Genomic DNA, 17,802 nt, shown 5'->3' on the forward strand with positions numbered 1-17,802 from the left:
GCTTCGTCTGGCTGTCGCCGCTCTTCGATCTCGCCCTCTACGTCATCCTTCTGGGAGGGGCCGTCGCGCTGGCGGCCCGGACATTGCCATGAACCGCGTCCTCTCCTTGCTGCCGCGAATCGCCGTCACCGCCGCGGTCGTGGCGGTGGCCTGCGTCGTCGGGCTCGCCCTGTGGAACTACTACATGGAGGCGCCCTGGACGCGCGACGGCCATGTCCGCGCCGACGTCGTGACGGTCGCCCCCGACGTCTCCGGGCTGGTGACCGAGGTGCTCGTCGAGGACAACCAGGAGGTCAAACGCGGCGACCTCCTGTTCCGCATCGACCCGGAGCGGTTCCAGCTCGCGCTCCGGCAGGCGGAGGCCCTCGTCCAGGGCCGCCTCGTCACGGCCAAGCAGCAGGCGCTCGACGACGAGCGCTATGCCAAGCTGAGCGGCGGCATCGTCTCGGACCAGAAGGTCGAGCAGGCGCGGGCCCTCCATCTCTCGGCCCAGGCGGCCTACGAGCAGGCGGTGGCGGATCGCGACCTCGCCAGGCTCAACCTCGCGCGCTCGGAGGTCCACGCGGCCGTCAACGGGCGCATCACCAATCTCGACCTGCGCCCCGGAACCTATGTCCAGGCCGGGCGGGGCGTGGTGGCCCTCGTCGATACCGACACGATCCGCGTAGAGGGCTATTTCGAGGAAACCAAGCTTTCGCGGATCAAACCCGGGGCGGCCGCCCGGATCTCGCTCCTCGGCGACAGCGGCACCATTGCCGGGCGCGTGGAGAGCATCGCGGCCGGCGTCGCCGATCGCGAGCGCACCGCCGCCTCGAACCTCCTCGCCAATGTCAGCCCGACCTTCGCCTGGGTCCGCCTCGCCCAGCGCATCCCGGTGCGGATCGCGGTGGACATCCCCAAGGACGATCCGCGCCTGATTCCGGGGCGCACCGCGACCGTTTCGATCGAGCCCCCGGCGGGGGACCGGCCGCTCGGATTCTCATGGATGGGATGGTAGCGGGAGAAGAGGCCGCTCACACCAGGACCGGCTGGGCCACCTGCTCCTGCGCGCCGAAGAGGCGGCGGTAATGCTCGACCTCCTCGCGGGGCCCCGTGGCCTTGCTGGGATTGTCGGAGAGCTTCACGGCCGGCCGGCCGTCGGCGGCAATCACCTTGCAGACGATCGAGATCGGATCGAGGGCCCCGTCCGGCGCCATGCCGCGGAAATCGTTGGTGAGGAGCGTGCCCCAGCCGTAGCTGATCTTGGTGCGGCCGATGAAATGGGCGTGCAGCCGCTCGATCGTGTCGATGTCGAGTCCGTCCGAGAAGATCGTGAGCTTGTTGCGCGGGTCCTGGCCGCGCGCCTCCCACCACCGGATCGCCTGCTCGCCTCCGACGATGGGATCGACCGAATCGATGCGGATGCCGGTCCACGACGCGACCCAGTCGGGCGCGCGCTTGAGGAAATCGGTCGTCCCGTAGGTGTCCGGCAGGATGATCAGGAGGTTGCCCTGGTAGTCCTGCTGCCAGTCGGCAAGGACCTCGTAGGGCGCCGCGCGCTTCGCCTCGTCGCCGTCCGCGAGGGCCGTGTAGACCATCGGCAGTTCGTGCGCATTCGTGCCGATCGCCTCGACCTCCCGATGGAGCGCGATGAGGCAGTTCGAGGTGCCGGTGAAGGCCGGGCCGAGCCCCTCGATCATCGCCTGGACGCACCAGTCCTGCCACAGGAAGCCGTGGCGCCGCCGCGTGCCGAAATCGGACATGCGCAGGCCGCGCAGCTTCCTGAGCCGCTGGATCTTCTCCCAGACCCGCGTCATCGCACGGGCATAGAGCACCTGAAGCTCGAACTTGCCCATGTCGCGCGTGACGCCGCGCGAGCGCAGCTCGTTCAGGATCGCGAGCGCCGGGATCTCCCACATCGTGGTTTCGATCCAGGGGCCGTGAAAGGTCAGCTCGTATTGCCCGTCCCGCTGCGTCAGCTCGTATTCGGGGAAGCGGAAGCCTTCGAACCACTCCATGAAATCGGCCGAGAACATCTGCCGGCGGCCGTAGAAGGTGTTGCCGCGCAGCCAGGTGGATTCCCCGCGCGACAGCCGCAAGGTGCGGACATGGTCCAGCTGCTCGCGCAACTCGCCGTGATCGATGAGATCGGCGAGACGGACGCGCGTCGTCCGGTTCGTCATGCCGAAGCTGACGGCGACGTCCCGATGACGGCGCCAGATCGTCTGCGCCATCAGGAGCTTGTAGAAGTCGGTATCCAGAACCGAGCGGACGATCGGGTCGATCTTCCAGCTATGGTTATAGACCCGCGTGGCGATATCGACCATCGCGCACCAATCCTAGAGGCTGCACGGCCGATCCTGCCCCATTTCGGGGGGCGCGTCACGGCCCCCGCGACGGAACCGCGCCTTCAATTTCCCGCCGCGAGCGGGCGCGGCGGCGCGGCCCGCTCGCGCAGATCGAAGAGGCCGCCCTCCTCCTCGCTCATCTCGACCTGCCTGTCATGCATGCGGATCAGCGTCGAACGATGGCCGATCGAGACGATCGTCGTGTCCGGCAGCTCCCTGCGCAGGATCGCGTAGATGGCCGCCTCCATGGGCTCGTCGAGCGAGGCGGTCACCTCGTCGAGGAGGAGCCAGTCCGGCTTGGCGAGGAGAACGCGGGCGAGCGACAGGCGCTGCTGCTCGCCGCCCGACAGATGGTGCGCCCAGGCATCCTCGACATCGAGCTTGTCGACGAGATGGCCGAGACTGACCGCCTTCAGCGCGGCGACGATCGCGGCATCGTCGTATTGCGCGTCGAGGCCCGGATAGGTCACCGCCGCACGGAGCGTGCCGGAGGGGATATAGGGCTTCTGGGGAACCAGCATCACGCTCTTGCCGGCGGGCACCCCGACATGGCCTTGCCCGAAGGGCCAGATTCCCGAAATGGCGCGCAGCATCGTCGACTTGCCCGAGCCCGAGGGGCCCGTGACCAGCACCGAGGGGCCCTCCGCGAAGGAGAAATCCTTGATGTCGACGATCTCCCTTCCGTCCGGCAGCGCGAGCCTCAGGCCCTGGAGAGAGAGGTCGGCGCCGCTCTCGCGCGGCTCGAGGTCGATCGCGCTCGCGAGCCCCGTCGCCTCCGCGCGGGCCATCGAGGCGTTGAAGGTCGTCAGGCGGTCGGTATTGGCCTTGAAGGCGGCGAGCGTCGTATAGGCCGAGATGAAGAAGGACATCGCGCTCTGCACCTGCGAGAAGGCGCTCGCGGTCTGCTGGAACTGCCCGAGGGTGATCCGGCCCAGGAAATAGGACGGCGCGGCCAGCACGTAGGGGAAGATCACGCTGAGCTGGCTGTAGCCGGCGGTGAAGGTCGTCAGCTTCATCTGCCGGCTGAGGATTTGCAGGTAGTTCCGCACCACCTCGGAGAAGGACAGGTCGAGGCGCGCCGTCTCCGCCTTCTCGCCCCGCAGCAGGGCGACCTGCTCGCCATATTCGCGCAGCCGCGCCAGCGAGAAGCGATAGTCCGCCTCGACGCTCTCCTGCCGGAAATCGAGCCCGATCAGCGGCTTGCCGATGACGTGGGTGAGCCACGTGCCGACCACGGCATAGACCACGACCAGCCAGACGAGGAAGCCCGGAACGACGAGGCTCGTCCCCGGAATGACGAAGTCGCGCGAGAGACCCCACAGGATGATGACGAAGGAGACCAGCGTCGCGGCCTGGGAGAGGAGGCGGATCGACAGGCTCATCACCTGGAGGATGAAGAGGCGGATGTCGGATTGGATGCGCTGGTCGGGGTTGTCGGTTTCGTGGCTCAGGAGCGAAATGCGGTAATGGGTCCCGTTGTCGAGCCAGCGCGAGGCCATCTTGCGCGTCAGCCAGGTCCGCCAGCGGATATGCAGGGAATTGTCGACGAAGATCTCGTAGACGGCGACCGTGATCCAGATCGTCGCCAGCGGCACGAAGACGAGGAAGATCTGGTGCCAGAAGGTCGGCAGATCCTTGCCCTGGAGCGCGTTGAAGAGGTCGCGATACCAGACGTTGAGCCTGATCTGCATCGCGACCTGGAAGAAGTTGATGGCGACGAGGAGCGCGACGAGGCGCGAGCCGACCTGCCCCTCCGTCGAGCCGAGCCAGCGGAACGGATTGCCGAATTCGGCCGAGGACGCCTTCGCCTCGAAATAGGGGTCGGCGAGGGCCGTGATGGTCCGAATGACCGGCAGGAACGAGGCGCCGTAGACGATGAGCGCGAAGACGATCGCGGCCGCCGCCGAGAAATCGGGCGGCAGCAGCTCGACCATCGCCGCCGGCAGGACACCCGCCTCGCCGGCCAGGGTCAGCGAGGCCAGGAAGAGGAAGCCCGCCGCATACATCACGATGAAGATGCGCAGATAGGGCGAGATCGTCCGGGAGAGATGGATGACGGCGGCCAGGACGAGTCCGCCGAGGCTCACATAGACCGGAAGCCTGTCCGCCACGATGTTCGCGGCCGAGAACAGGGCCGTCACGATGGCCAGAAGCTGCATGGCGGGGCTCCTGCCGCCAATGCGTCGGGCGGCCCGAGGTCTCCGTCGCGCTCGACGTGAGCGCAGGCGACCTCGCGAGTTGGGATGGACCGTCCGGCGCCAAGCGCGGTCGGAAAAGATTCGCGCCCCTCTAGCCGGATTTCCAGGTCGCGCGAAGAGGCGGTGCCCGGTCCCTCGGTCGCACCTGCCTCAGAGCGAGCGCTCGAAGCGCAATTCGCCGTTCGGCCCCTTGATGATGAGCGTGCCGATCTGCGTGTCCCACTTGGCCGAGGTGCGGAGCGCCGTGAGGAAGGCCATCTCCGAATCCATCTTGCCCTTGTCGCAAGCGCGCTTGGTCAGCGCGAGCGGCCCGACCGCGAATCCCTGCTCGCGCAGCGGAAAGGCGGAGGTGGCGAAGCTGTTGCAGCCCCCGAAGCCGCGCACGCGGAACTGCTCGTCGAGCGAGAAGGCGGGCCGCTCCGCGCCCGTATAGGGCTTGCCGTTGAGGCTCACCGCGATCCAGGATGCGCCGAGCGGAAAGCGCTTGTCCTGGTCGGTCTTCTTGACCGTGGCGAAGGCGTTGTTCGCCTTCTGGTCATCGCTGCCGCGGCGGCCGGCGCCCCAGCCGCGCGCCGCCTCGCTCTGCGCCTGCGCGGCCGTCGCCGAGAAGGCCATGACGGCAGCGAAAATCGTGATGCCGAGTGCCCGCATGTCTATCCCCATCGTCATAACGGCATGCAATGCGCGCCGATAACCACGAGAATCGCGCAACAATAGGGCACGGACGCCACTGTCATTCGCCGAGGCGCCCGAACAGCCTGTCGCTCAGGGGATTGGACGTCCGAAACAGATATTCCGGCGTCGAGACCGTGATGTCCTCGCCCCCCGCGGCCAGGAGCGCATCCACCGCCGCGAAGACGTTGGGCGCCGGGCAATGCACGACCAGGATGCGGTCGTTCGCGCGCCCGGCGGGAACCGTCGCGCCGGTCTGCGCGCGGAAGGCCGCGAGGTCGAAGCTCCCGACATCCAGCGCCGCCCTGATCTCGCGCGTGGTGCGGGCGGCCTCCTCGGCCGCGATCCGGCCGAGAACCGTGCGCGCGGCCGCCCGCGCCCGCTCCCCCCAGGGCGCGGCGAGCGAAGCGACGAGATTGGCCTCCGAGCGCAGCATGGTGCCGTCGTCGAGCACCTTGAGCCCGTTGGCGGCGAGGGTCGCGCCGGTCGTCGTGATGTCGACGATGATGTCGGCCGTGCCCGATTGCGGCGCGGCCTCCGTCGCCCCGAGGCTCTCGACGATCCGGTAATCGAGCAATCCGTGCCCGGCGAAGAAGGCGCGGGTGAGGTTCATGTACTTGGTCGCGACGCGCAGCCGCCGCCCGTGCCTCGCGCGCATGGCGTCGGCGACCTCGTCGAGATCGGCCATGGTGCGCACGTCGATCCACGATTGCGGGACCGCGACCACCACATTGGCGAAGCCGAAGCCGAGCGGCGTGATCAGCTCGAGCCGCTTCTCGACATCCGCCACGCCCTCGCGCAGCAGGTCCTCCCCGGTGACGCCGAGATGCGCGCCCCCGCTCGCGAGCTGGGCGACGATCTCGGCCGCGGAGAGGAACATCACCTCCACCTCCGGCAGGCCGGCGAGCGAGCCGCGATAATCGCGCGCGCCGCGGGCCTGACTCATGGGCAGCCCGGCGCGGCGGAAGAAATTCGCCGCGTTCTCCTGGAGCCGCCCCTTCGAGGGCACGGCGATGACGAGTTGCTGATCGCTCATCCTTCCGCTCCCGCGAACCTGTCGAGCCAGAAGGAGCAGCCGATGGCAGGCACCGGGACCCGCTTCTCCCCCTCCCGGCCGAGATGCTCGAAGAGCCGGTCGTAGCGCCCTCCGGCGGCGACGTACCAGCCCTCGGGCCGGCTCGCCTGCCGGATCTCGAAGATGAAGCCGGTATAGTAGTCGAGGACGCGGGCGAAATCGGCCGCAAAGACGAGGCGCTTGAGGTCGATGCTCCGCGCCGCGATGAAGCCGATGCGGTCCTCGAAGCGGTCGAGGGCAGCGTCGAGGTCGAGCCCCTCCTCGCGCGCCAGCATGCGCACCGCATCGGCGCAATCGTCGAGGTCGCCCCGGATGGCGAGATAGCGCTGGAGGACGGAGCGGCTGCGCTCGGTCAGATCCGAGCGGCTCTCCGCCTTGGCGAGGAAGCGGTCGGCGATCTCGGCCGCGCTCCGCCCGCCGACCTGCGCGAGCCCCGCGATGGAGATGACGTCCTCGACGAAGGCGCGCGCCGCCTTGGGGTCCTGCCCCTCGATCGCGGCGAGGAGCCCCGCATAGCGGGAGGTCTCCGGCGCCTCCCCGCCCGCGAGCGCCTTCACACCCTTGCCGGCGGCGAGCCCGCGCGTGATCCGGCGTCTTAGGGAAGAGGGCACTTCGAGCGCGTCCAGCACCGCCTCGAGCAGCCCCATATCGCCGAGCCGCGCCTTATAGGGCTCGCGCCAGCCGACCACGTAACCGTCGAGCGCAAGGCCGAGCATGTCGGCATCGGCCGGACAGGGATCCGCGCGGCCGATCGATTCCGCCCCCACCTGGAGGAACTCGCCGAAGCCTTCCTGGCGCTGCCGGAAGACCGGGCCGAGATAGCAGTATTCACCGGCCTCGCGCCCGGATTCGACATGCCGGCGGCAGACCGGGATCGTGTATTCGGGCCGAAGGCACAGGTCCCGCCCCTGGCCGTCCTGCGTGAGATAGAGGCGGCGGCGGATATCCTCTCCCGAAAGGTCGATGAAGATGTCGGCGGGCTGGAGCACGGGCGTCTCGACGCGGCGGCAGCCCCGGCTCTCGAAGAGCCGCAGCAGCGTCGCGCCGGTCTCGGCGGCTGTGTCGGAACTCGTCATGCGCGCGCCCTTGGAGCCCTTTCGAAAATTCGCCGGACCGACCCCTCCGATCCTTTCGGAAGAGGCTCATAGAATATGCCGCCCGAAAGGGGAGCCGGGCTTTGCCGAAAACATCCTGCGGCCCCAATAAATGAGAGCCCGCTGTTGTTTCCGCGAGACATCCTTTCTCGAACCGGGCGCGATCTCTTCGAAACGCAGATCCACACGGGCGAAAAACCGCCATCCCCTTTTCCGACCATGCTCTAGCCCAGGCGGGGCGCGCGGGCGACCGCTATCCAGAGCGAGGGTAAATGCCCGTCAGGTGGCGGGCGGAGCCTTGCCGGCGCCCTTCCCGGCCTTCCGGGACGGGGCGGCGGCCTCGTTCGGCGTGGCCGGGTCCTCCCCGGTCTCCGGCCCTGCCTCGGCGGGCGGCGGCTCCTCGATCTCCTCGGCGGTCTTCTGGACCGACGTGGAGATCTGCTGCGCGAGATAAACGAGAAGCTCCGCGAGCATGGCCCGACCGAGTTCGCTGTGGAGCCAGCTCGCGATCTGGTTGCCAATCGCACGCACGCTGTCGCGGACCTGCGGGGGGCCCGCCGGCACGGGAATCTCGGCGACAAGCGCCTTGGCCTGGGCGCGGGCGGATTTGAGCGCCTGCTTGGCGGTGGCCGGCGCCGAGGTGACGCGGGAGACGGGGGTGCGCGCGGCGGGCGGGGCTGGCTTGCGGCTGTTCGGCGTCGTCTTCCCGGCCTTGACCTTGGCCTTCGGCGCCTCCGCCTTGCCGGTCTCGGCCTTGGCGGCGACCTTGCCCCTCTTCGCCTTGGCAGCGGATTTCGGCGCGGCTTCCTCAGCGTTCGCCTTGACGTCCGTCTTCGTCTCTCCCTTGGCGGGCTTTTTTCTGCCGGGCATCTTGATTGTTCTCGTATCCTGCTTGCGCACCATTGCGGAGCTCCCTGCCGCGCCAAACGCCGAGCGCCGCTTCGGTTCCGGCATTCCACGCCCTGCGGCGCGACGTCACCTCAGGCCGTGACGATCGAATATCTTGCCGACCTCCGCAACGAGATCCTGCTCCGAAACCGAGATCTGGGCCAGACGGGCGGCGCGGTATTCCGCATTCGAGGCGGCGGCATCGACGACGGCACGCTCGGTGCCCTGGATGAGATCCTTGATCTGGACCTCGCCCTTTTCCTTCTCCTGGCTGCCCTGGATGACGACGCAGGGCGCCTTGCGGCGGTCGGCATATTTCATCTGCGCCTTCATGCCCGCGGAGCCGAGATACAGCTCGGCCGGAATGCCGGCCAGACGCAATTTCGAGACCATCTCCTGGTAATCGGCGATGCGATCGCGGTCCATCACGAGCACCACGGCCGGCCCCGCATGCGCGCCCGAAGCCGCGAGCGGGCTTCCCACGTGCTGGAGTGCGGCGAGCAGGCGCGAGACGCCGATGGAGAACCCCGTCGCCGGCACGGGCTCGGCCCGGAAGCGCCCGACGAGTCCGTCATAGCGCCCTCCCCCGGCCACCGAGCCGAAGCGCACGGTCTGGCCCTCGTCATTGGTGATGGAGAAGGTCAATTCGGCCTCGAAGACCGGGCCCGTATAGTATTCGAGGCCGCGCACGACGGTCGGATCGATGACGATACGGCCGTCGCCATATCCCGCCGCCTCGAAATACCTCTCGATCGCCGCAAGATCGTCGATGCCGGCGAGGCCGGCCGCGCTGTCGCCGACCGCCGCCCGAAGGGCGTCGAGCCGGCGCCCTCCCCCCGAACTCTCTCCACCTCCGACGAAGACGAGGAGACGCTCGACCGCGACCTCCCCGAGCCCCGCGCCTTTCGTGAAATCCCCGCTCTCGTCCTTGCGGCCCGGACCCAGCAGGAGGCGCACCCCCTCGATCCCGAGGCGGTCATACTTGTCGAGCGCCCTGAGCACGGTCAGCCGCCGCCCGGCATTCTCCGCGCCGCCGAGGCCGACCGCCTCCATGACGCCGTCGAGGACCTTCCGGTTGTTGACCTTGACCACATATTGCCCGCGCGGGATGCCGACCGCCTCCAGCGTGTCGGCCATCATCATGCAGATCTCGGCATCCGCCGCGGGCGAGGCGGAGCCGACCGTGTCGGCGTCGAACTGCATGAACTGGCGGAAGCGGCCCGGACCCGGCTTCTCGTTCCGAAAGACCCAGCCCGCCCGGTAGGAGCGGTAGGGCAGGGTCAGGCTCTGCTGGTCGAGCCGCTCGGCGACGTGACGGGCGAGCGGCGCTGTCAGGTCGTAGCGCAGCGACAGCCATTGCTCGTCGTCGTCCTGGAAGGAGAAGACGCCTTCGTTCGGCCGGTCCTGGTCCGGCAGGAACTTGCCGAGGGCCTCCGTGTATTCGACGAAGGGCGTCTCCAGGGCCTCGAAGCCGTAGAGCCGATAGGTCCTGCGGATCGCATCGAGCATCCGCTCGGTGGCGGCGAGGTCGGCGGCAGGCCGGTCGACGAAGCCGCGCGGCAGGCGAGCCTTGAGGGTATTGGACATCTGGCTTCTCTCGGAAGGCGCCCTTCTGATGCCTCCGCGCCACGATGTCGAGAGAACATCGGCGCATTTGAAACGGGCGATCCGGCCGGGAATGGCAGGGCCGTGTCCGCACCGCAACACCGCATGTGGCAGCGCGCATGGAAGGACGAGGACGGCGCTATATCTCTCCGCCTCCACTTGCAACTAAGTCGCACCTGCAATATCGACAGGCGAGGCACGGGGTGTGTCGTCCAAGTGTCGCAATCCCCGGCGTAGTTGCGCTAGCGCATGTCCAGGCGGGATGGTCCCGGTTCGCGCAGGAGCCGAAGGCCCGCTCCGGAGAGATGCGCCCAGGCATGGAAGCGAGCCGATTCCGCCGGAAGCGGAAGGGTTTCGGAGGGGCGAGTGGCGGTGGATCGGGAAGGGATGAGCATTCGGGCGGCCGGGCTGCTGCGGGCGACACGATCGCTGCGGGCGACGGCGGCGGCCTGCGGGGCTTCGGCCTGCCTCGCCCTGAATGCGGCGGCGCAGGAGGCCGGCCGGCTCTTCCCACCCATCGATGCGGCGAGCCACGCGGATTGGAGCGGCCCCTATCTCGGCCTCTCCGCCGGCGCCGGGAGCAATTACGGGCGCTATCGGACGAGCCCCTTCATGCTGGGGCCGGACATGGTTGCGGGCCTGTCGGGCACCTTCACCACGGCCGGATCGGCCACGCCCTGGAACGCGGGCGGATTCGCCGGCTATCTGTGGCAGGCCGGCCCGATCGTCTACGGCGTCGAGGGCCGGCTCGGCACGACCTCGACCAAGCGTTCCCTGGCCTTCGACGGCACGGCCGATTCCGTCACGGCGAAGCAGAGCCTCGGCGGCGGCCTGCGGGGCCGTCTCGGCTATGCTTTCGACAACTATCTCTTCTACGGCACGGCCGGGCTCGCCTTCGGCCGCCATCGTTTCGTCGCGGCCTCTCCCTTCCTGACGACGCGCGACACCTCGGACGATCTCGGCTTCTCCTACGGATTCGGGATCGAGACCGCGATCACGCCCACCCTCGCCCTCGGCATCGACTACCAGCGGATCCGGTTCAGCCGGAACGGGACGCCCTTCACCTCCGTCCCGCGCGCGCGGCTGGACAGCGACGAGGTCGCCGCGCGCCTCACCTGGCGCCCCTTCGGCATGGCGCTCGCGCCGGAGCCGAAGGAGGAGGAAGGCCAGCCCTCCGACTGGAGCATCCACGGCCAGACGACCTATATCCAGCAGGCGACGCCGCGTTTCCGCTCGCCCTATACGGGCCAGAACAGCTTCCTGCCGACGCAGTCGCGGCAGACCTGGACCCTGAGCGGGTTCTTCGGCCGCCGCCTCTGGGAGGGGGGAGAACTCTATTTCAACCCCGAGCTGAACCAGGGTTACGGCCTCAGCAACACGCTCGGCATCGCAGGCTATGTCAACGGCGAGGCCCAGAAGGCCGGCGCCTCCTATCCGAAGTTCCGCGCCCAGCGCTATTTCTTCCGCCAGACCTTCGGGCTCGGGGGAGAGACCGAGACCGTCGAGGACGGCCCGAGCCAGATCGCCGGAACGCGCGACATCGACCGCATCACGTTCACCATCGGCAAGATCGCGGTCGGCGACATCTTCGACGACAATGCCTATGCGCATGATCCGCGCGCGAATTTCAACAATTGGGGCCTTTGGGCCTCCGGCGCCTACGACTTTCCGGCCAACCTGCCCGGTCTCACCCAGGGGGCCGTCGCCGAGCTGAACCGGAAGGACTGGGCCGTCCGCGCCGGACTGTTCCAGGTTCCCAAGGAGCCCAACAGCGACGTGCTCGATCCGCGGATCACCCAGAAGGGCGGCGCGGTCGTCGAATTCGAGCAGCGTTTCTCGCTCTTCGACCAGCCCGGCAAGCTGCGGATCGGCGCCTTCACCAATGTCGGGCGGACGGCGGATTACCGCACGGCCCTCGTGACGGCGGATATCCTCGGCCTGCCCGATCCGAACGACGCGGCCCTGCTGACCCGGCGCGACCGCCGCAAGAGCGGCTTCTACGTCAATCTCGAGAAGGCGATCACGGACGACCTCGGCCTGTTCGCCCGCGCGAGCTGGAACGACGGGCGTTCCGAGATCCTCTCCTTCACCGATATCGACCGCTCGCTGTCCGGCGGCTTCGCGCTCAAGGGCACGATGTGGAACCGTCCCAAGGACACGGTCGGGATCGGCGCGACCTACAACGCGATCTCGAACGCGCATCGCGACTATCTCGCCGCCGGGGGACTCGGCCTTCTTCTCGGCGACGGACGCCTGAGCTACGCCCCGGAACATGCGCTCGAAGCCTATTACAAGCTGAACCTCGCGGGCTCCGTCGACGTCACCTTCGATTATCAGCTCGTGGCCCGCCCCGGCTACAATGCCGATCGCGGCCCGGTGAACCTCTTCGCAGCGAGGCTGCACGCCGAGTTCTGAGCGCCCTCTCCGCGGCGGCCCGGGATGACGGCGGCGGAGAATTCCGGCCCGGCCTCAAAGACACACCCGCATCGTCAATGAGCGCCCGGCGCCCGGTGGCGCTTGCCTTCCCGTCCGCGATCTGCTCGATGTTACGTTGTAACATTCAATGCGTGACATGAAACCTATCCTCCCAACGACCCTCGCTCTCGTCCTGTGCTCGGGATCCGCCCTCGCCCAATCGGCGGCGCTTCCTCCCGTCTTCGTCCCCGCTCCGGCGGAGAAACGGGCCGCGCCCCGGCCCGGCCCGGAGGCGCATGCCGCCCCGCATGCAAGGCCGAAGGCGGCGCGACCCCGCCGGGCCTCGCGCGCAGTTGCTTCCCACCCGGCCGCCCGTCCCCGGCAGGCCGCCTCCCCGGCCCCGGCCGCCCCCGTCCCGACGGCCGCTCCGGCGGCCTTGACGCCGGATAGCTTCGCCGCCCGCGACCTGTCGCAGCAAACCATCGCCCGCGAGCAGCCGACGACGCTCGGCGGCGCCCTCGCCGATCGCCTCGGCGCCGCCTCGTCGAGCTATGCGCCGGGCGGCGCCGAGCGTCCGATCCTGCGCGGCCTCGACAACAACCGCATCCGCATCCAGGAGAACGGCATCGGCGTCCAGGACGTCTCCGCCCTCGGCGAGGACCATGCGGTGCCGATCAACCCGCTCGTCCAGGACAGGATCGAGGTGATCCGCGGCCCCGAGGCGCTGCGCTACGGCTCGCAGGCGGTGGGCGGCATCGTGAATGCGGAGAATTCGCGCATTCCGAGCTTCATCCCGCAGGGCGGATATACGGCGCGAATCCTCTCGGGCTATTCCTCGGTGAGCAACGGCAGCGAGGCCGCGGCGACCCTCGACGCCGGCAGCGGCAACGTCGCCATCCACGCGGACGGCTACAGGACGCAGAGCGACGATTACGGAACCCCGCGCGGCACCGAGCTGAACTCCAAGGCCCGCCACCAGGGCGGCGCGGTCGGCATTTCGTGGATCGGCGAGAACGGCTTCATCGGCATCGGGGCCAGCCGTTCCTCTTCGCTCTACGGCATTCCCGGCGGCGAGGAGGCGATCTCCCGCACGCGCCTGAACCCGGAGCAGGACAAGGTCTATTCGAAGGGCGAATACCGCTTCGAGGGCGGCCCCTTCGAAGCGTTCCGCTTCTGGATCGGCGGCTCGACCTACAAGCACGACGAGGCGGGCCTCGACGAATATGGGATCGACGGCGTCCGCGCCACCTTCAAGAACCGGGAGGCCGAAGCGCGGGCCGAGTTGCAGCACGTGCCGGTCGCAACGGATTTCGGCAGGCTGACCGGCCTCGTCGGCATCCAGGCCGGCCACCGCGAGGTCAGCACGTCGGGCGAAGCGGGCGGATTGCTGGCGCCTGCCGACAGCCGGCTTCTCGCCGGCTACCTTTTCGAGCAGTTCGATCTCGGCGGCGGCTTCAGGCTTCAGGGGTCGGGGCGGATCGAGGCCACGCGCGTCACCGGCACGGCCGCCTCCTATCCCCCCGACTACCTGCCGACGGGAGCGCCGGACGAGCCCTATTCCTATCACAGCCGGCGGGAATTCACGGCGAAGAGCGCCTCCTTCGGCGCCTACCAGGACCTGCCACACGATTTCGTGGCGAGCCTGACGGGCCTCTATTCCGAACGCCCACCGACGGTGGCGGAACTCTATTCGCGCGGCGCGCACGACGCGACGGCAACCTTCGAGATCGGCAATCCGAATCTCAAGCTCGAGCGCGCCCGCACGATCGAGCTGGGCCTGAAGCGGAACGTCGGCGCCTTCCGGCTCGACGCGGCCGCCTATTACACGCATTATTCCGGCTTCATCTGGAAGCGGCAGACGGGCGCCCGCTGCGACGACGATTTCGACTCCTGCGGCTCGGGCGACGAACTCCAGCAGATCGTCTATTCGCAGCGCAACGCCACCTTCTGGGGCACGGAGATCGCCGGGCAACTGGACCTTCTGCCGATCGGCGCGGGCATGGCCGGCATCGAGGGGCGCTACGACTTCGTCCATGCGAGCTTCGACGGCGACGGCCCGGTGCCGCGCATCCCGCCGCATCGCCTGGGCGGCGGGGTCTATTGGCGGGACGGGGGCTGGTTCGCCCGCGTGAGCCTGCTCCACGCCTTCGACCAGAACCGCGTCTCGCCCTACGAGACGACGACCAAGGGCTGGGACAACCTGCGCGCCGAGCTGAGCTATACGAAGGCGCTCGACCGCAAGGTCACCGGCATGAGCGAGGTGACGGTCGGGCTGCGCGGCGAGAACCTGCTCAACGACGACATCCGCAACGCGACCTCCTTCCGTAAGGACGAGATCCTGATGCCCGGCCGGACGGTGCGCCTCTTCATGACCGCGCGGTTCTGAAAATACCGGCGCGCCGCTAGCGCGCGCCGGCCGGGACCGCCGGCGCGGAGACGCCGCCCTTGGCCTCCTGGCGCCGGGCGGCCAGCTGGCGCGGGCCGTAGACGACCGCCGCGCCGGCCGCGAGCACTCCGAGCGACACCAGGGGCCGGAAGAAGAACCACGCGACCGCGATGACGAGCGGCGCGACGACCATGGTCAGGAGCAGGGCGGCGAGCCCCGTCCCCGCCCCGAGGACCGAGCCGACGATCGGCACGACGTCGCCGAGGACCGCGAGCGGACGCAGGATCAGCAGGAAGCCGAAGAACATGCAGACCGCGCCGACCGCGCGGATGATCCAGGTGATGATCCGGTTTTCCGCCTCGGCCTGCGCGAACATGGCCTGCGGCGTGACGAGGCCCGAGCGGGCGAGAAGCAGCGCGTCGCCGGCCTTCGTCTGGTATTCCTGGAGGTCGGCGCCGGCTTGCCGGCCGATGAAGCTCGCCGGGCCGAGAGGCGCGATCTTGTAGGTGATGCGCAGGTCCCCGATCCGGGGCTCGGACGGGTTCTGGCCGAGATAGAGCATCCCGTCCACCACATGGGCCGGCCCGAGATCGGTCCTGCCTTCGAATTGCGGGGCGGCTTCCTGCGGAATGGGCTTCGCCTCTCTCGCGGGGAGGCGCGACAGGGCCCGCTCTCCCGGCCGGAAGGCGCCGAGCCGGGCATCCGCGGCCGTGGCCGAATAGGCCGAGAAGCGCATCTGCGGGTTCTGGTGGCCGCCCTGGCGGTTGAAATGCGAGGAATCGATCCGCTTGTCTTCCCAGACATGCCTGTAGGTATAGGTGGTGACGCGCTCCTCGCTGCCGCCGAGATGCTTCTTCGTCTCGGTGTGGCGCTCCTCCTTCCACTGGTACATCTCGACATGGCGCACGAGGCGGGCCGCCTTGGCGCGGATGCCGAACGTGGAATCGGAGACCGGCATCTGTGCCGTCAGGTCGCCCTGGACATGGACGAGCTTGCCCTCGTTCCCCGGATCGACGCGGTCGGCATCGGCCTTCACGACGATCCCGGCCCCCTCCTCGAGGGAGCGATAGGTCTGGACCGCCCTGCCCTCGTTCCAGAACAGCAAGGCCGACATCGCCAGGACCAGGAGCAGCCCGAGTCCGACCCCGACGATGGAATCCATCAGCTTCTGCCCCCACGAGACGTGGGTCGTCTCGGTGAAGCTGTCCTCGCCCCCCGAATCCAGGTCGGGCAAGGCGGCGCTGTCATCCATCGCCTGGGCGGGGCCGCTCGAATCGCCCCTGCCGGAAAGAAATCCGCCCTGATCGTCGTCGCCGGCCATGAGGTTCCCCGCGGCTGTTCTCATACAGCCCCGGCGCCCCGTTTGACCATGCCGGATGTCCCGCCGATGTCGTCCCGGTCATCCGATTGAAACGGAGCGCACGCTCAGCGGCCCCGGGAAGGTCCGCGCTGGAGCCAGGCGATTCCGCCGCCGCCCTCCCCGCGCGCCGCATTCCGATCCCGGCCGGGGGCCGGCTCCCAGCCGGGGACCGGCTTCTGAGGCTTGGGGCGCCGGCCCTCGGAGGGCTGTCCCCGGTGGGACGCGCCCTGCTCGCCGGGCCGGTGCGCATCCCGGGAGGCGCTTGCAGGGCCGCGGCCGGGATTCGGCCCGCCGGGACGGCGGCCCTGGCGCTGCCCCTCGGGACGGGCGCCGCGGCGATGGGAGGCCGGCTCGGCCGCGACCGCCGGCTCGCGCTGCGCGGGTGCGAAGCCCGGCGGATAATCCGCGACCGGGACCGCGAGGCGGGTCAGCTTCTCGATGTCGCGCAGATAGGCCCGCTCCTCCTGATTGCAGAACGAGACGGCCTGCCCGTCGGCCCCCGCCCGCGCCGTGCGGCCGATGCGGTGGACATAGCTCTCGGGCACGTTGGGCAGGTCGAAATTGACGACGTGGGAGACGCCGTCCACGTCGATGCCCCGCGCCGCGATATCGGTCGCGACGAGGACGCGGTTGCGTCCCGCCTTGAAATCGGCGAGCGCGCGCTCGCGCTGGCCCTGGCTCTTGTTGCCGTGGATGGCGGCGGCCTCGATCCCGGAGCGGGCGAGCTGCGCGACCACCTTGTCGGCGCCGTGCTTCGTCCGCGTGAAGACGAGCACCCGGTCGATGTCGCGGTCCTCGATCACGGCGCGCAGGAGGGCCGGCTTGTCGGGCTGGGCGACGAAGAGCACGCTCTGCTCGACCCGCTCGGCCGTCGTCGCGACGGGCGTCACGGCGACCTTGACCGGATCGGCGATGAACTGGGCCGAGAGCTGCTCGATGCTCTTGGGCATGGTGGCGGAGAAGAACAGCGTCTGCCGCTTCCGCGGAACCAGCGTCACGATGCGGCGGAGCGCATGGATGAAGCCGAGGTCGAGCATCTGGTCGGCCTCGTCGAGGACCAGGATCTCGACGTCCTGGAGGGTCAGGCTGCGCTGGTCGACGAGGTCGAGAAGACGGCCGGGGGTCGCGACGAGGATGTCGACGCCGCCGGCCAGGGCGCGCTGCTGGCGGCCGATCGGCACGCCGCCGAAGACCACGGTCGTCGACAGACGCAGATGGCGGCCATAGGCACGGAAGCTGTCGGCGATCTGGCTCGCCAGCTCGCGCGTCGGGCTGAGGACGAGGACGCGGGTGCCCTTGGGCCGCGGGCGCACGGGCTCCTTGGCCAGCCGGTGCAGGATGGGCAGCGCGAAGGCGGCGGTCTTGCCGGTGCCGGTCTGGGCGATGCCCTGGAGATCGCGGCCGGCCATCACGCTCGGAATGGCCTGAAGCTGGATGGGGGTCGGGCTTTCATAGCCCTCCTCGGCGAGCGCGCGGAGAATGGGCGCCGCCAGATGGAACTGCTGAAAATCGGTCAAAGGAATGGAGTCTTTCGAAAAGACGCGACGGCGCGATGGATCGGCGCCGGCGTCGGACGCTATGGGCTGCCCGCGTGATCGGGGCATTCCGGGAAGCGGGCGAACGAAGAGGGAGCCGAGCCGCATGCAAGCGGACATCACGCGGCTCCGATCAAGCCCTTTCTCGGGGCTGACGCCTGCCTTTCTCATGCGCGATTTGCTGCGCTGCGTCAACAGCGCCGAACGGCCGCGGACGTGGAACTAGGCGATTTGCTCGCCTGTTGAC

At 69.0% G+C, this 17,802-nt stretch carries 12 protein-coding genes; 3 read left to right on the top strand and 9 right to left on the bottom strand.

Features of this window, described 5'->3' with window-relative positions:
* The first annotated feature begins 88 nt into the window (after window positions 1–88).
* Window positions 89–997 (top strand): HlyD family secretion protein, encoded by a 909-nt coding sequence (locus PKD06_RS04880; RefSeq protein ID WP_324378153.1) that lies wholly within the window; start codon window positions 89–91, stop codon window positions 995–997.
* A 16-nt stretch (window positions 998–1,013) separates the two neighbouring features.
* On the opposite strand, the gene pncB is transcribed toward PKD06_RS04880, so the two are convergent.
* The 7 genes from pncB to hisS all read right to left on the bottom strand — a co-directional run bounded on the left by pncB (window position 1,014) and on the right by hisS (window position 9,841).
* Window positions 1,014–2,306 carry a nicotinate phosphoribosyltransferase gene (pncB, locus tag PKD06_RS04885; protein ID WP_324378155.1) on the bottom strand — a complete coding sequence of 431 codons (1,293 nt, stop codon included), beginning with the start codon at window positions 2,304–2,306 and terminating at the stop codon, window positions 1,014–1,016.
* A gap of 83 nt (window positions 2,307–2,389) precedes the next feature.
* Window positions 2,390–4,486 (bottom strand): ABC transporter ATP-binding protein/permease, encoded by a 2,097-nt coding sequence (locus PKD06_RS04890; protein WP_324378157.1) that lies wholly within the window; start codon window positions 4,484–4,486, stop codon window positions 2,390–2,392.
* Window positions 4,487–4,675: 189 nt separating this feature from the next.
* Window positions 4,676–5,176 carry an META domain-containing protein gene (locus tag PKD06_RS04895; RefSeq protein ID WP_324378159.1) on the bottom strand — a complete coding sequence of 167 codons (501 nt, stop codon included), beginning with the start codon at window positions 5,174–5,176 and terminating at the stop codon, window positions 4,676–4,678.
* A gap of 82 nt (window positions 5,177–5,258) precedes the next feature.
* Window positions 5,259–6,233, bottom strand: a complete 975-nt coding sequence (gene hisG / locus PKD06_RS04900; protein WP_324378162.1) for an ATP phosphoribosyltransferase — start codon at window positions 6,231–6,233, stop codon at window positions 5,259–5,261.
* Window positions 6,230–7,348 (bottom strand): ATP phosphoribosyltransferase regulatory subunit, encoded by a 1,119-nt coding sequence (locus PKD06_RS04905; RefSeq protein ID WP_324378164.1) that lies wholly within the window; start codon window positions 7,346–7,348, stop codon window positions 6,230–6,232. The genes hisG and PKD06_RS04905 overlap by 4 nt, the downstream gene beginning before the upstream one ends.
* 297 nt (window positions 7,349–7,645) lie before the next feature.
* Complete coding sequence (locus tag PKD06_RS04910; protein WP_324378166.1) at window positions 7,646–8,236, bottom strand: hypothetical protein; 591 nt, start codon at window positions 8,234–8,236, stop codon at window positions 7,646–7,648.
* A 105-nt stretch (window positions 8,237–8,341) separates the two neighbouring features.
* Window positions 8,342–9,841: a histidine--tRNA ligase gene (gene hisS, locus PKD06_RS04915; RefSeq protein WP_324378168.1), complete on the bottom strand. Its 1,500-nt coding sequence runs from the start codon at window positions 9,839–9,841 to the stop codon at window positions 8,342–8,344.
* A gap of 405 nt (window positions 9,842–10,246) precedes the next feature.
* Here hisS and PKD06_RS04920 point away from each other — a divergent pair, with 405 nt between their 5' ends.
* Window positions 10,247–12,274, top strand: coding sequence for a carbohydrate porin (locus tag PKD06_RS04920; protein WP_324378170.1), 2,028 nt, complete (start codon window positions 10,247–10,249; stop codon window positions 12,272–12,274).
* Between the two features lie 436 nt (window positions 12,275–12,710).
* The gene (locus tag PKD06_RS04925; RefSeq protein ID WP_324378172.1) at window positions 12,711–14,660 is read left to right on the top strand and encodes a TonB-dependent receptor; all 1,950 of its coding nucleotides are present in this window, start codon (window positions 12,711–12,713) and stop codon (window positions 14,658–14,660) included.
* A gap of 16 nt (window positions 14,661–14,676) precedes the next feature.
* On the opposite strand, the gene PKD06_RS04930 is transcribed toward PKD06_RS04925, so the two are convergent.
* Together PKD06_RS04930 and PKD06_RS04935 are read right to left on the bottom strand one after the other, a co-directional pair.
* A complete protein-coding gene (locus PKD06_RS04930) occupies window positions 14,677–15,981 on the bottom strand; it encodes a TMEM43 family protein (RefSeq protein ID WP_324378174.1) in 1,305 nt (434 codons plus the stop codon).
* A gap of 104 nt (window positions 15,982–16,085) precedes the next feature.
* Window positions 16,086–17,537, bottom strand: coding sequence for a DEAD/DEAH box helicase (locus PKD06_RS04935; protein WP_324378176.1), 1,452 nt, complete (start codon window positions 17,535–17,537; stop codon window positions 16,086–16,088).
* Between the last annotated feature and the right edge of the window lie 265 nt (window positions 17,538–17,802).

It is taken from the genome of Enterovirga sp. (genome assembly GCF_035325185.1).
Taxonomy (GTDB): domain Bacteria; phylum Pseudomonadota; class Alphaproteobacteria; order Rhizobiales; family Beijerinckiaceae; genus Enterovirga.